This is a genomic window from Neorhizobium sp. IRS_2294, from assembly GCF_050500145.1.
Taxonomy (GTDB): domain Bacteria; phylum Pseudomonadota; class Alphaproteobacteria; order Rhizobiales; family Rhizobiaceae; genus Neorhizobium; species Neorhizobium soli.
Window position 1 is genome coordinate 980513 of record NZ_CP191439.1, and the last position, 12946, is coordinate 993458.

At 62.0% G+C, this 12946-nt stretch carries 14 protein-coding genes and 1 pseudogene; 11 read left to right on the forward strand and 4 right to left on the reverse strand.

Annotated elements, in window-relative coordinates; all coding sequences use genetic code 11:
• Positions 1–57: 57 nt before the first annotated feature.
• Positions 58–942, forward strand: coding sequence for an aldose 1-epimerase family protein (locus ACQY1K_RS04635; RefSeq protein ID WP_430258421.1), 885 nt, complete (start codon positions 58–60; stop codon positions 940–942).
• Positions 943–1018: 76 nt separating this feature from the next.
• Here the strand turns inward: ACQY1K_RS04635 and msrB are convergent, their stop codons facing one another.
• The gene (gene msrB / locus ACQY1K_RS04640) at positions 1019–1429 is read right to left on the reverse strand and encodes a peptide-methionine (R)-S-oxide reductase MsrB (RefSeq protein ID WP_113165218.1); all 411 of its coding nucleotides are present in this window, start codon (positions 1427–1429) and stop codon (positions 1019–1021) included.
• Between the two features lie 173 nt (positions 1430–1602).
• Here msrB and ACQY1K_RS04645 point away from each other — a divergent pair, with 173 nt between their 5' ends.
• The 10 genes and pseudogenes from ACQY1K_RS04645 to ACQY1K_RS04690 all read left to right on the forward strand — a co-directional run bounded on the left by ACQY1K_RS04645 (position 1603) and on the right by ACQY1K_RS04690 (position 10338).
• Positions 1603–4050: a putative monovalent cation/H+ antiporter subunit A gene (locus tag ACQY1K_RS04645; RefSeq protein ID WP_430258422.1), complete on the forward strand. Its 2448-nt coding sequence runs from the start codon at positions 1603–1605 to the stop codon at positions 4048–4050.
• Between the two features lie 295 nt (positions 4051–4345).
• Positions 4346–4753 (forward strand): annotated as a pseudogene (locus ACQY1K_RS04650) (Na+/H+ antiporter subunit B); the annotation flags it as partial.
• Positions 4754–4887: 134 nt separating this feature from the next.
• A complete protein-coding gene (locus ACQY1K_RS04655; RefSeq protein ID WP_062453487.1) occupies positions 4888–5265 on the forward strand; it encodes a Na+/H+ antiporter subunit C in 378 nt (125 codons plus the stop codon).
• A 9-nt stretch (positions 5266–5274) separates the two neighbouring features.
• Positions 5275–6891, forward strand: coding sequence for a Na+/H+ antiporter subunit D (locus ACQY1K_RS04660; protein ID WP_430250297.1), 1617 nt, complete (start codon positions 5275–5277; stop codon positions 6889–6891).
• Entirely contained in the window at positions 6888–7361 is a 474-nt protein-coding gene (locus ACQY1K_RS04665) for a Na+/H+ antiporter subunit E (protein ID WP_062453485.1), read from the forward strand. The genes ACQY1K_RS04660 and ACQY1K_RS04665 overlap by 4 nt, the downstream gene beginning before the upstream one ends.
• A 56-nt stretch (positions 7362–7417) precedes the next feature.
• Complete coding sequence (locus tag ACQY1K_RS04670) at positions 7418–7711, forward strand: cation:proton antiporter (protein WP_425503217.1); 294 nt, start codon at positions 7418–7420, stop codon at positions 7709–7711.
• Positions 7708–8052, forward strand: a complete 345-nt coding sequence (mnhG, locus tag ACQY1K_RS04675; protein ID WP_175487268.1) for a monovalent cation/H(+) antiporter subunit G — start codon at positions 7708–7710, stop codon at positions 8050–8052. The genes ACQY1K_RS04670 and mnhG overlap by 4 nt, the downstream gene beginning before the upstream one ends.
• A gap of 414 nt (positions 8053–8466) precedes the next feature.
• Positions 8467–8898 (forward strand): MucR family transcriptional regulator, encoded by a 432-nt coding sequence (locus ACQY1K_RS04680; protein ID WP_062453483.1) that lies wholly within the window; start codon positions 8467–8469, stop codon positions 8896–8898.
• 209 nt (positions 8899–9107) lie between these two features.
• Entirely contained in the window at positions 9108–9554 is a 447-nt protein-coding gene (locus ACQY1K_RS04685; protein ID WP_430258423.1) for a helix-turn-helix domain-containing protein, read from the forward strand.
• Positions 9555–9570: 16 nt separating this feature from the next.
• Positions 9571–10338: a DUF6456 domain-containing protein gene (locus ACQY1K_RS04690; protein ID WP_430258424.1), complete on the forward strand. Its 768-nt coding sequence runs from the start codon at positions 9571–9573 to the stop codon at positions 10336–10338.
• 5 nt (positions 10339–10343) lie between these two features.
• On the opposite strand, the gene ACQY1K_RS04695 is transcribed toward ACQY1K_RS04690, so the two are convergent.
• The 3 genes from ACQY1K_RS04695 to ACQY1K_RS04705 all read right to left on the reverse strand — a co-directional run bounded on the left by ACQY1K_RS04695 (position 10344) and on the right by ACQY1K_RS04705 (position 12537).
• Entirely contained in the window at positions 10344–11360 is a 1017-nt protein-coding gene (locus tag ACQY1K_RS04695; RefSeq protein WP_430258425.1) for an acyltransferase family protein, read from the reverse strand.
• A gap of 134 nt (positions 11361–11494) precedes the next feature.
• Positions 11495–11917 carry a SufE family protein gene (locus ACQY1K_RS04700; RefSeq protein WP_062453480.1) on the reverse strand — a complete coding sequence of 141 codons (423 nt, stop codon included), beginning with the start codon at positions 11915–11917 and terminating at the stop codon, positions 11495–11497.
• Between the two features lie 182 nt (positions 11918–12099).
• Positions 12100–12537 carry a DUF5330 domain-containing protein gene (locus ACQY1K_RS04705; RefSeq protein WP_092661655.1) on the reverse strand — a complete coding sequence of 146 codons (438 nt, stop codon included), beginning with the start codon at positions 12535–12537 and terminating at the stop codon, positions 12100–12102.
• Between the last annotated feature and the right edge of the window lie 409 nt (positions 12538–12946).

The following is a 12946-nucleotide window of genomic DNA, read 5'->3' on the forward strand; positions in this document are numbered from 1 at the left end:
CGACGCGCAGGGTAGGCAATCCTGCGCCTCAAGCCTAAAATTTGCCAGGAGAGCCGCATGTCCGCTGCATCAGATGATACCGTGACCCGCATCGCCAACGATCGTATCTCCGTTGAAATCTCACCCCTCGGTGCGGAAATGCAGTCGCTGAAGACGGCGGATGGCCGCAACTTTCTCTGGAACGGCGATCCCGCCTTCTGGGCCGGCCGCTCGCCGATCCTCTTCCCGATCGTCGGCAAGGCGCCCTCCGATACCGTGGTGATCGAAGGCAAACCCTATCCGATGGCGCAGCACGGTTTTGCCCGCCGCTCGACCTTCACGCTCGCCGCCTCCGACGAGACCAGCTGCCGCTTCGAGCTTGCATCATCCGATACCACCCGCAGCGTCTACCCGTTCGATTTCCGCCTTGCCGTCACCCACTCGGTCGACGGTTCGAAACTCACGATTTCGGCGGAGGTGGAAAACCGCAGCGACCGGCCCATGCCCTTCGGCCTCGGTTTCCACACCGCCTTCCTCTGGCCGCTGCCGGGTGGAGAAGGCCACGCCCATACGATCACGCTCGACAACGGCGGCGAACCGGCGATGACGCGCCTGTCCGGCGGGCTGATCGACCCCACGCCACTTGCCTCGCCGTTCACGTCCGGCAAGCTGACGCTGTCGCACGACATGTTCGATGAAGACGCGATGATCTTTGCAGAGAGCGCCGGAACGGGCCTGACCTATGCGGCGGAAGGCGGCCCGGAGCTGAAATTTTCGTTCGACAACCTGCCAAACCTCGCGCTCTGGCAAAAGCTCAACGGCCCTTTCCTCTGCATCGAGCCCTGGCACGGAACGGCCGCCCAGAACGGGACCAGTGCCGATCTCGAATCGCGTCCCTACACCGTCATGCTGCCCGCCGGGCAACCCGCGCGATTTGCGTTCACGGTCGAGTTGCCGGAGTGAGCCAAACGAAAACAGCGGCCCGGATGGGGCCGCTGTCAATTTCAAGTCGGTACTTTGGTGACATCCGTCCCGCTGATTAATCTGCCGGGCGGAAATTCATCGAGTGGCCGTTGATGCAGTAGCGCAGGCCGGTCGGCGGTGGGCCGTCTGGAAAGACGTGCCCGAGATGGCCGTTGCAGGTGGCGCAGCGGACTTCGGTGCGCACCATGCCGTGCGTGGTATCACGCAGTTCGGTCACCGCATCGGGGCTGACAGCCTCAAAGTAGCTCGGCCAGCCGCAGCCGCTGTCGAACTTGGTATCCGACACGAACAGATCCGTGCCGCAACCGGCGCAGCTGTAGATGCCTTTATCCCTGGCGTTCCAGTACGGCCCGGTAAAGGGACGCTCCGTGCCCGCCTGGCGCAAGATCTGATACTGCTCGGGCGTCAGCTCTTCGCGCCATTCTGCATCTGTCTTCTGGACTTTCTTGGTGATGACGTCGGACATCTGAACCATCCTTTCGTTGTAAGCCATAGATAGGTGCGTTCAGCCTGTCGATAAAGGTCACGGTGCCGTGTTTCTTGCCCGTCAATGCTTGAGGGACAGACGGGTTTCCCTTAGAAACCGTGGGGCGCTGCCGCTCGGCAGGGATTTGCGAGGATACTCAACGGGAGGGGACCATGGCCGCCACCACGCCGGCATTGACCTTCGCGGCACTCATGCTGCCGTTTCTTGCAGCACTTCTTGCCCCCATGCTCTCGCGCCTGATGGGCCATCGCGCAGCGCTTGTTCTCGCACTCGCACCCGCCTTGGCATGCCTGCATTTCCTGAGCTTCCTTCCGGAAATTGCCGCCGGAGAATCTGCCACGGGCGGCTATGTCTGGGTGCCGAGTTTCAACCTGTCCTTCTCCTGGTTTCTCGACGGCCTGTCGCTCACCTTCGCGCTGCTGATCACCGGCATCGGCACGCTGATCGTGCTGTATTCCGGCGCCTACATGAAGGGCCACCCACAGCAGGGCCGCTTCCTCGCCTTCATCCTGTTCTTTATGGGTGCCATGCTGGGATTGGTCGTCTCCGACAGTTTTCTCATGCTGTTCGTCTATTGGGAACTGACCTCGATCGCCTCCTTCCTGCTGATCGGCTTCGATCACGACCGGGCAGAGGCACGAAGGGCTGCGCTGCAGGCGCTGGTCGTCACCGGCGGCGGCGGGTTGGCGCTTCTTGCTGGCCTTGTTCTCCTCTGGAACGTCACCGGCATCACCCAGCTGTCGCTTCTTCTGCATTCGGGTCTACCGCTCAGCGCCAGCCCCCAGTATTTCGCCATTCTTCTTCTGGTTCTCGCCGGCTGCTTTACCAAATCGGCTCAGTTTCCGTTCCATTTCTGGCTGCCCAACGCCATGCAGGCGCCGACGCCCGTCTCGGCCTATCTGCATTCGGCAACCATGGTAAAGGCCGGCGTTTATCTCCTGATGCGGCTGCAGCCGGTTCTCGGCGATACGCCCGCCTGGGAAATCCTGCTTCCCTTCTTCGGCGGCATCACGCTGATCTCCGGCGCGCTTCTCGGGTTGAGGCAGACCGACCTCAAGATGATGCTCGCCTACACGACGATGGCCTCGCTCGGCCTCATGGTGATGCTGACCGGGTTCGGCTCCGACCATGCGATCGAGGCCGCGGTGCTTTATCTCATCGCCCATTCGCTGTTCAAAGGCGCGCTGTTCATGGTGGCCGGCGCCATCGACCACGAGACGGGCACGCGCGAGATCTCGAAACTCGGCGGCCTGCGCAAGGCGATGCCCGTCACCTTTGCAGCGGCAGCGCTTGCGGCCCTCTCCATGGCCGGCCTGCCGCTGTTCTTCGGATTTCTCGCCAAGGAAGAAATCTATCTGGCGCTCGTCGACGGCAATCCGCGAGCGATCTTCTTTCTCTGCCTCGCCGTCATCGGCAACGCGCTGATGGGAGCGCTGGCGCTGGCGATCGGTTTCAAACCTTTTCTCGGTCCAAACCGCCCGGATCTTGGGCCCGTCCATGAAGGGCCATGGGGCCTGTGGCTCGGCCCCGTCGTTCTCGCGCTGCTCGGACTTTTAGCGGGCGTTTTCTCGGGCATCGCGCACCAGTATTTTTCAACACCCATGGCAAGCGCCGTGCTGCATGAAAACACGGTCATCGACATCTCCACCGTGCCGCATCTCGGTCTGCCGCTTCTCCTCTCGGTCCTCACCCTGGTTCTTGCGGGTCTGGTCCTGTGGCAGTTGGAGACGGCACGCGGGTTGATGCGAAGACTGTTCGATGCGCTCGGTCCCGGGCCCGATCGCGGTTTCGACCATGCGGTTCAAGGCCTGATACGCCTGTCAGTCGTCTTGACCCGCATTCTCCAGCCCGGCCGGCTGGAAATCTATGTCACCGCCACCTTCATCCTTTTGGCGCTTACCCTGCTGGTACCACCCTTCCTGTTCAATGAATTCCCGGCCATGCCGGCGTTCCCGCAGACCGTTGCCCTGCACGAATGGGTGTTTCTCGGCATTGCCGTGATCGGTGTTGCGGCGGTCCTGCGCGCGGCCGACCGGCTGACGGCAATCGTCGCGCTCGGCATCCAGGGCTTTGCCATCGCCGTTCTCTTCCTCCTGTTTGGCGCGCCGGATCTGTCGTTCACCCAGTTCATGGTCGAAACGCTCTCGGTCGTCATCCTGGCGCTGGTCATGACGCGCCTCCGTCTGACGCCGTCCGATCACCGGCCGCTCCTCCAGCGCCTGTTCGACGGCACGATAGCGCTCGCCTGCGGCACCGGCTTTACGCTGCTGCTGCTCAAATCCGTGGAGACGCCGTTCGACAACGCGCTGACGGATTTCTTCAACGCCTATTCCAAGGTCATCGCCCACGGCGCCAACGTCGTGAACGTCATCATCGTCGACTTCCGCGGCGTTGACACGCTGGGCGAAATCGCCGTCGTCATGATCACCGGGCTCGCGGTTCTGGCGCTCGTCCGGGTCCGGGCCGGGACGAAGACGGAACTTGGGGCAGGGGGCGCGAAACGGACGGCGACAGCTATCCCCATTGGAAAGACAGCGGCCAAAGCCCCAACCACCAAAGCCCCGCAGGCCAAACCATCGACCGGGAGACCAGACCGATGATCAAAGCCCGGACGCTTCCCCCAACGTCCCTCATTCCTGTGCTTGTCACAGGAACCCAGCCGCGGCGCGTCCGCGCCGTGAATGACGCGTCTCGCGCGACCACCTCTCCCGCACCCAAGGACTTGGGTGCGCTGAATTCCTGTGACAGGCACAGGAATGAGGGGAGTGTGGAGCAACGTCGCGCTGGCAGGGTGGAGCGCATTCGTGCTGGACGGCTGGGCCACGGGAATACGGCAAGGCTGAACCACAGGAACGAGCGGCGGGTGACAAAAAGCTTCGAACAGGTGGCCCTGCCATGAACACCATCATTCTTCGCACCGTCGCCCCGGTCGTCACTGCACTGACGCTGCTCTTTTCGGTCTTTGTTCTGTTGCGCGGCCATAACGAGCCGGGCGGCGGATTTATCGGCGGTCTGATCGCTGTGTCGGGTCTGGCGATCTACGGGATTGCGTTCGGCACCGGTGCGGTGCGCCGGGCCTTGCGCTTCCATCCGATGGCAATCGCCGGGGCAGGCCTTCTGATCGCCATGCTGTCGGGCCTCGTGTCGATCTTTGCCGGCGTGCCCTTCATGACCGGGCTGTGGATCACGCCGAGCCTGTTCGGCACGGACATTCCGCTGTCGACGGTCATATCCTTCGATCTCGGCGTTTACCTCGTCGTGCTCGGCGCCATCACCTCGATCGTGCTGGCGCTGGAACAGGAACCCGGTCCTGAGTTTCCCGCTCCGGCATTGCGCGGCACGACGTCGCGGCGCGCCGAAACGGCTGCGTCCGCAAGAGAGGGCGCGCCAGATCCGGTAACGAAGAAGAAGCGCCGCAAATCGGGAGGAAAACGCTGATGGAAACGCCGCTCGCGATCCTGATCGGCCTGTTCTTTTCGGCCGCGATCTATCTCATGCTGTCGAAATTCACCGTCCGTATTCTCCTTGGCGTCGTGCTGCTCGGCAATGGCGTCAACCTGCTGCTGTTTACCGCCGGCGGCCTGACGCGTTCGGTCCCGGCGATCATTCCGGCGGGCGCAGACACGCTGTCCCATACCGCCGCCAACCCGCTGCCGCAGGCGCTGATCCTGACGGCTATCGTGATTTCGTTTTCGTTCTTCGCTTTTCTCCTCGTGCTCACCTACCGCGCTTTTCAGGATCTCGGCAGCGACAATTCCGACGAGATGCGACTGGCGGAACCCCGCGACGAACCATCGCCGCCGATGGGATATTGAGGACGATTGATGGCATCCCCCGCAACATCCCCCGTTGATCTCGCAGCCGCCCTGGTCCTCACCCCGCCGCCGCTCGGTGACTGGCTGGTGATCCTGCCCGTCGTGCTGATGATCGGCGCCGGCGCAATTCTCCTGATGGTGCGCAAGTCCGTTCGCCTCCACGGCGCGATCGCCATTGCAGCGCTGCTTCTGCTCGTCCTCGTCAATGGAAGCCTGCTTTTGCGGGTGATCGAAAACGGCCCGGTGACGATGGTCATGGGCCGCTGGCTGCCACCGTTCGGCATCGCCTTCACGGCCGATCTGTTCGGTGCCACGATGGCACTGACGGCCTCGCTCGTGGCACTCGCCGCCGGCATCTTCGCGCTCAGGGATATCGATGGCTCCGGACGACGCTACGGTTTTTATCCCTTCCTGATGCTGCTGATGGCGGGCGTCTCGGGTGCCTTCCTCACCGGCGACATCTTCAACCTCTATGTCTGGTTCGAGGTCCTGCTGATTTCCTCGTTCGGCCTTCTGATCCTGGGATCACGACCCGAACAGATCGATGGCGCGCTCAAATACGCGGTCCTGAACCTGATCGCCACGACGCTGTTCCTGATCTCGGTCGGGTATCTCTATTCGCTGTTTGGCACGCTCAACATGGCCGATATTGCGCTGAAGGCCGGCGACCTCTCGGGCACGGCACCGCTCGTCACGCTGACGGCGCTGTTTACCTTTGCCTTTGCCATGAAGGCGGCAGCCTTTCCGCTCAACTTCTGGCTGCCCGCCTCCTATCACACGCCGCGCATCGTCGTGTCGGCGCTGTTCGGCGCGCTCCTCACCAAGGTTGGCATCTACGCGCTGATCCGCGTCACGGTCATGCTTCTGCCGGTGGAGCGAGAGGTGCTGAGCCCCGCCATCGCCACACTCGCCATTCTGACACTGATAACGGGTGCCCTGGGTGCGCTGGCGCAGAGCGATATCCGCAAACTTGCCGGCTACCTTGTCATCGCCGGCATCGGCAACATGCTGGCGGGCGTGGCGATCGGGTCTCCGGCCGCCATTTCCGGCGCCATCTTCTACGCGCTGCATTCGATGGTGGCGATGACGGCGCTCTATCTCGTGGTCGGCGAGGCGGCGCGCCGCGCAAGCCTGCTTTCCGGGGACGAAAACCAAGCAAACCGCTGGTCGCTGCATACGCTCGGCGGGCTCTACCGGTCGTCGCCGGGTTTCACGGCGGTGTCGCTTCTCGTGTTCCTCGCCGTCGCCGGCCTGCCGCCGCTGTCGGGTCTGTGGCCGAAGATCATGCTTCTGAAAGCCGCGATGGACATCAACGCATGGTGGCTTGCCGCCGCCATTCTCGTCTCTTCCTTTCTCGTCACCCTCACGCTTGGCCGGATCGTGCTTCTTGCCTACTGGCGGCAGGGGCCTGAATCCGCGGCCGGCCTTGAGCGACAGACCGCAGTTCGCGGCGACTGGCGTCTTTCGCTACCGCTTGGCGCGCTTGTTCTGCTGCTCGCCGGTTTCGGTCTGTTTCCGGAACGTCTCCTGTCGCTGACACAATCGGCCGCCGAGGGACTTGCCGGCCCGTCCGCCTATATCCGTTCGGTCTTTCCGGACGCCCTGCCGTCGGGAGGCATAAGATGACGTCATTCATCCGCGCTTGCGTCTTTGCCGTCATCTGGGTGGCGATCACGGGCAGCGCCACCATCCTCAACCTTGTGTTCGGCTTTGCCGTCGCAGCGCTCGCGCTCTGGGTCGTGCGTGGCGAGATCGACCGCGCCAGCCGTAAGATGCGGATAGGCCGGATGCTCTCGCTCCTCGTCCTGTTTATCAGGGAACTGGCGATGTCGGCCTGGAAGGTCGCGGTCCTTGTCACGAGGCCGAGGCTCGACGTCAAACCCGGAATTTTCGCCTTCCCGTTGACGGTCAGCCGCGATTTCGAGATCACGCTGCTTGCCAACCTCATCACGCTCACGCCGGGCACGCTGTCGGTGGATGTCTCGGCCGACCGCAAGTTCCTCTTCGTGCACGCGCTTGACGCCTCCGATATCGACGCGACCAAGCGGGAAATCGCGGATGGCTTCGAGCGCAAGATCCTGGAGGCATTCGAATGACCGTGTCCGATCCGTCGCTGGCCGCGACGATCCTGTCTGTCTCCACCTGGATTGCCATGGCGGTCCTGTCGGTCGCGTTCCTGTTGACCATCCGGCGGGTGGTGGCGGGACCGACGCTGCCGGACCGTGTGCTTGCGCTCGACATGCTGGTCGGCATCGTCATCGGCTTTATCGCGCTGATTGCCATCCGAACCGGCTTCAACCTCTATATCGATATTGCCATCGCGCTCGGCCTCGTCGGCTTCCTGTCGACCGTCGCCTTTGCCCGCTTCATCATGCCGCGCGTCACCGATGCCGCGAAAGATCCAGCGACATCCGGCAAGACACGCGTGCAAAGGAGGAAACGCTGATGGATCTCGTCGTCGCGCTTGTCGTCTCCGTCCTCGTCCTCGCCGGCGCCTGCTTTTCGCTGATTGCCGCAATCGGCATCAACCGGCTGCCGGATCTCTACACCCGCATGCACGCAGCCTCGAAGGCCGGCACGGTCGGTTCGGGTCTGCTGCTGCTCGCTGTCGGGGTCTATGCCGGGGATCTGCCGGTCCTTGCCCGCGCAATTGCAGGCTTTCTGTTCTTCGTCCTGACGGCCCCGGTTTCGGCGCATCTTCTGGCCGTCGCTGCCCGCCGCGCCGGCTATCCGATGAGCGAACATTCGCTCCACGATGAGATGAAAGCGCACGAAGAATCAATATAGAGGCCGCAATTCGAGCTATAAGCCCGTCATAAAGGCGTCTTTTTTCGATACACTATCAGTTATCAGGTCTTCCCCCGGCTTTACCATCAGAATTCGATCGGCATTACTAGATTTCGCAGTTGGATTTTGGGGGTCCGGATGCTAATTCAGGTGCAGTAGAACCCTGAAATTGTTCTCTTGCGGATTATTTCTCGTGTAAAACGCACAATACGTCTCAGAATTGTGTGCCTATGCGGGAATTGTCCGAAGTAAACAATGTCCGGTGGTATTTATGATCGGCTTCGCGCGCGAGACTTAGGGGTAGGTTTCAGTCTTCGGACAGTGTGCGGGCAGTGGGATGCCATCGTGGTTCTGCAGGATGCGGGTGTTGGTCGGCTCTCGCAACCGTCCGCGAATTACGAACAGGAGACGAAAATGACAGAAATCGCATTGGGCAAAGGCCCGGACCTGCTGGTGGAACTGACAGCAGATATCGTGGCTGCCTATGTGAGCAACCACGTCGTTCCGGTCGGCGACCTTTCAGGACTGATTGCCGACGTTCATACGGCACTGAGTGGCACGGCATCGCCGACGCCCGTCGTGGCCGTGGTTGAAAAGCCGAAGCCGCCGGTCCCGATCAAGAAGTCCATCGAGGACGATTACCTGATCTGCCTGGAAGACGGCATGAAGTTCAAGTCGCTGAAGCGACACCTCATGACCCATTACAACATGACGCCGGAAGAATACCGCGAAAAGTGGGGCCTGCCGTCCGACTATCCGATGGTCGCTCCCGCCTATGCGGAAGCCCGCTCGCGTCTTGCAAAGGAAATGGGCCTCGGCCAGCGCCGCAAGCGCGCCAAGGCTTGATCAGCCTTTAACAGACGGCAGCAGTAACACTGCCAATCAAGAGAACCGGGCGCATGCCCGGTTTTTGTTGTCTAGAGATAGGAAAAAAATCATAATTAGATTCCTGATGCTTAGCTCGGATGGCGACCGCTAGGGTGCATTTCGTATTTCCATCCGTCTCTTCCTCCGCTACCGTATGTGAATTAATTCCTAGAAGTAGAGGAGCTGTCATGCCTGCCGAACCGTCCGCCGGGGCAATACCCGTTTCGCCCAGCCTCAGCGTTTCCGGCCGTTCCACCGCACGGATGGCCGCCGGCGCATCCGCGCCTTCCGGGGTAACGCTTCGAATCGGTCGAAAGCCGAAACCCACATGCCTGATCGTGTTTCAGCTCGTCTCGGAAATGGTGTTCCTCTTCGGAGACCGGGTCATGGTCCGGCGCGACCGCCGAAGGCTTGCCGCCCATTCCCGCCAGATCGCCATGTATGTCTGCCACGTGGCGCTGTCGATCTCGGTAGATGACATCGCCGCAAGCTTCGGCCGGGAGCGATCAACCGTCGCCCATGCCTGCCATCTGGTCGAGGACCGCCGCGACAACCCGGCCTTTGACGATTTCGTTTCCGCCGTCGAACGGATGGTCACCTCCGTCTTCGGTGAAGCGGATGTGGGCTGCGGCTGAAAGAGGAGACGGGTCGATGAAGGATGAAAAGAGCAAAGAGCGTCTGCGTCTTGTGCGCTTGCTGCGCCAGCTTTTGAAAAACGACGGCGCGATCTCGGATGTCGAGACGGCGCATGGTCGCGACCTCGTGCACCAGGCCGTGTCGCTCGGCCTTGCTGTCCAGCAGGATGGCCGGCTTTCGGCGTCGGCTGAGGCCATGTCCTATCTGCGCCGGGCGATGGTGGAGCGGGAGGAGGAGGGGTTTGCCGCTCAGCATGGCGAGATCGAACGGGTCGGGCTGGTGGTGGAGGGCACACGCCAGACGGTCCGCCGCAATCTCGCCGAATCGCCGCTCGGCACTGTCGCAAGGCTGAAGGACAGGGACGGGTCGGCCTTCCTGCCATCAGCCGCCGTCGAGGCGGGCGAGCGGCTGCTTGCCGATTTCACCCGCGGCCAGTTGCAGCCGAAGATCACCGCCTCGTGGGAGCCGCGCCTGTCCAGCCGTGCCGATGGCGGCCGCGGCGGGCAGGCGGATGTGGCCGGCAGCGCCATCGACGCACGACGCCGGTTTGGTGCGGCCGTGGAGGCGATGGGACCGGAACTGTCGGGCGTCGCCGTCGACGTCTGCTGCTTTTCGAAAGGGCTGGAACTGGTCGAACGGGAGCGGCAATGGCCGGCACGCTCCGCCAAGCTGATGCTGCGCACCGCACTTCTTGCTCTCGGCCGGCACTACGATCCGCCGCGGCCGGATCCCCGCCGCCGCAGCCACAGTTGGGGAGCAGACGATTACCGGCCGATCCTCTGACGACGTCAGACCACAGCTATGGCTTGGCGCCTGCGAAACAGGTTGAGGCCGTTGATGTATTTCCGGGCCGGCTGCTCCACCCCGTAGAAGCTCACAAGCGTTGCCACAAACATCGCGGCGACAAGGATAGGCGTCGCCCACCAGGGAGCGATCTCGGCCACCTTGTAGAAGGGCTGCTTCCACAGATAGAGCGAATAGGACCAGATGCCGATCATGGCGAGCGGCTGGAACGACAGGGCGCCGAGCGCTGCCTTTGGCGCCAAATCGATCGTATTGATGGCAAAGGCGAGAAGCAGCGTCCCGACCGTATAGCGGGCCATATCCGGCGCCGGCAGGATCCACAGCGACAGGCCCAGGATGGCGGCGACAATGGGAGCCGCAGCCGGGACGCGAACCTTGTCGATGAGCACGAACAGCGCCACCGAGGCAAAGATCGAGGCCATCCGCACATCGCTCAGCCAGTACACGCTCATGGCGCCCGGTTCGGCGAGACTGGTTCGGATCGCACCGTTTGCCATTGCGGCGATGGCAATTGCCAGGCTGACGAAAGCCGCAGCCCTCGCATTGCGGATGACGATGACGACGAGAAGGGCGAGCAGAACATAACTGTGTTCCTCGACCGACAGCGACCAGACATGCCCCAGCACCGACGACGTGTGGGTCCAGGCCTCGTAATAGTTCGTGGTGAAGGTGAGCGCCGCGAGATAGGCGGAGGGCTCCAGCAGGAGATGCGGCGGCGCGCCAGCAAGCCCGCCGACGACGGAGACGGCGAGCATCGCCGTGGCAAACACCAGGAGCGCCGGATAGATGCGGGAGAACCGACGCTGGAAGAAGGTCGGAATGTCGGTCTTGCGGACGAGCAGAATATCGGCCATCAGCCGTCCGCTCAAGACGAAGAAGAGTTCGACGCCGAGTGAACCGAAGGGCAGAAGCCCGCCTGAGAAATGGTCGGCGATCACGAACAGGATCGCGATGCCGCGCCATCCGTCCAGGTATGCGATACGGTTTGCCTGGTCCTGCATCCTGCTGCCCTGTGGTTGCTTCTAAACAAGCGAGTAGAGCATCAGTATAACAACGAGGATCGGCAGTCCTTCACGTCCGGGTGAGCGGGACTACTATCGTGCGACAGGGTTAATACCGGAAATCCGTGTCTTGATCAGGCGGCCTGCATGATCACCGCTTCCTGACGGATGCGCTTGACCATCGAGCGCAGGCCATTCGCGCGCTGTGCCGAAAGATGCTCCACAAGGCCAATCTTGTCGAACACCTCGATGGCATCCGTGGAGGCGATTTCAGACGCATGTTTGCCGGAATAGACCGACAGCACGATTGCGACGAGCCCGCGCACGATATGCGCATCGCTGTCGCCCTCGAACGTCATCACGGGGTCGGCGCTGTCATCGCTGCCGTGGCTGACGACCCAGACCTGGCTGGCGCAGCCCTGTACCTTGTTTTCCGCAGTCTTCTTGTCGTCGGAAAGGTCGGGCATGGCCTTGCCGAGTTCGATCACATAGCGATAGCGGTCCTCCCACTCTTCGAGATAGGCAAAATCGTCGATGATCTGTTCGATGCTGGCCATGGCGTGCGGTCCCGTTTGCGCCTTCATATAGGCGGTCACAGCCTCGATTAAAGCAAAAAAATCGCCGTGAGGATGTTGGTCCTCACGGCGTCAGCAACAGGCTGATGGGAGTTAAGGCAGTCCGGCACCGGGAACCGTGGCACGAGACCCGGTGCAAGCTTTGAATTTCGTTGGAGAAGCGCTCAGAGCGTCGGGCGCTTGAGCGGCACCGGAATGTTGCGGGGGATCGTGCCGGTCGCAACCTGCTCGCCGCGGGGGGTCTCGATGCTGATGTCGGAAAGCGAACCTGATGGCATCGGGGTGGCTTCTGGGTCGGCCTTCATGGCAAGCTTCGGCTGGCCGTCGCCGAACTGCTTGTCGAGAAGCTCGTAGGCGACACGGGCACCTTCCTTGGCGCGGACACCAAGCACGGCAAGCGTGTCGGCGCCCTTTTCGCAGACTTCGGGACGTTCGCTGCAGATCGCACTGATATACTGATAGGCGCCGCTTGCGGCAGACACCGCATCGGCCACCTGGAGCGGCGAAATGTTGGCGTCATCGGAGGCCGGTTCGGCACTGAAATAGGACAGCACCACCAGCACGGCTGCGAAGAACACACTTCCCTTGATCAGAAACCACATCGTCTTGGTCCACCTGTTTTGCCCGTTTTCGGGCGTGCCGGCTAAGCTCCAGTCGTCTGGCTTGCCTGTTCCGGTCTTGGCGTCAATCTAGCCGCGGGGAGCGAACATCGCTTTGACGGGTTCGCTCGGGTTTTCGGCAAATTCGATTAAAATGCGACCTTTCCTTGCTCGGGCGGCGGGGTGGACGGATGCTTCCGGACAATTTTAACAAACCGGATTAAGCATAAATGGGGCGGCCCGCCCACGCGCCAAGGGTTGTCGGTCTGCGGATCTGCCCCAATGGTTAATGTATCAGGAAAAATCAAACCAATTCCGACGCTTACGCCCTGTTAACCACAATCAGAAAACAAGCCGTGGATGTGTGCCAAAGCCGGAAAACGGGGCCCTGGACGGGGCTGCGGAAGCCTGT

Bases quoted from the DNA above. Each gene is read 5' to 3' on its own strand.
- ACQY1K_RS04635 (WP_430258421.1), top strand. From the start codon at position 58: ATGTCCGCTGCATCAGATGATACCGTGACCCGCATCGCCAACGATCGT.
- msrB (WP_113165218.1), bottom strand. From the start codon at position 1,429: ATGTCCGACGTCATCACCAAGAAAGTCCAGAAGACAGATGCAGAATGG.
- ACQY1K_RS04645 (WP_430258422.1), top strand. From the start codon at position 1,603: ATGGCCGCCACCACGCCGGCATTGACCTTCGCGGCACTCATGCTGCCG.
- ACQY1K_RS04655 (WP_062453487.1), top strand. From the start codon at position 4,888: ATGGAAACGCCGCTCGCGATCCTGATCGGCCTGTTCTTTTCGGCCGCG.
- ACQY1K_RS04660 (WP_430250297.1), top strand. From the start codon at position 5,275: ATGGCATCCCCCGCAACATCCCCCGTTGATCTCGCAGCCGCCCTGGTC.
- ACQY1K_RS04665 (WP_062453485.1), top strand. From the start codon at position 6,888: ATGACGTCATTCATCCGCGCTTGCGTCTTTGCCGTCATCTGGGTGGCG.
- ACQY1K_RS04670 (WP_425503217.1), top strand. From the start codon at position 7,418: ATGGCGGTCCTGTCGGTCGCGTTCCTGTTGACCATCCGGCGGGTGGTG.
- ACQY1K_RS04680 (WP_062453483.1), top strand. From the start codon at position 8,467: ATGACAGAAATCGCATTGGGCAAAGGCCCGGACCTGCTGGTGGAACTG.
- ACQY1K_RS04685 (WP_430258423.1), top strand. From the start codon at position 9,108: ATGCCTGCCGAACCGTCCGCCGGGGCAATACCCGTTTCGCCCAGCCTC.
- ACQY1K_RS04690 (WP_430258424.1), top strand. From the start codon at position 9,571: ATGAAGGATGAAAAGAGCAAAGAGCGTCTGCGTCTTGTGCGCTTGCTG.
- ACQY1K_RS04695 (WP_430258425.1), bottom strand. From the start codon at position 11,360: ATGCAGGACCAGGCAAACCGTATCGCATACCTGGACGGATGGCGCGGC.
- ACQY1K_RS04700 (WP_062453480.1), bottom strand. From the start codon at position 11,917: ATGGCCAGCATCGAACAGATCATCGACGATTTTGCCTATCTCGAAGAG.
- ACQY1K_RS04705 (WP_092661655.1), bottom strand. From the start codon at position 12,537: ATGTGGTTTCTGATCAAGGGAAGTGTGTTCTTCGCAGCCGTGCTGGTG.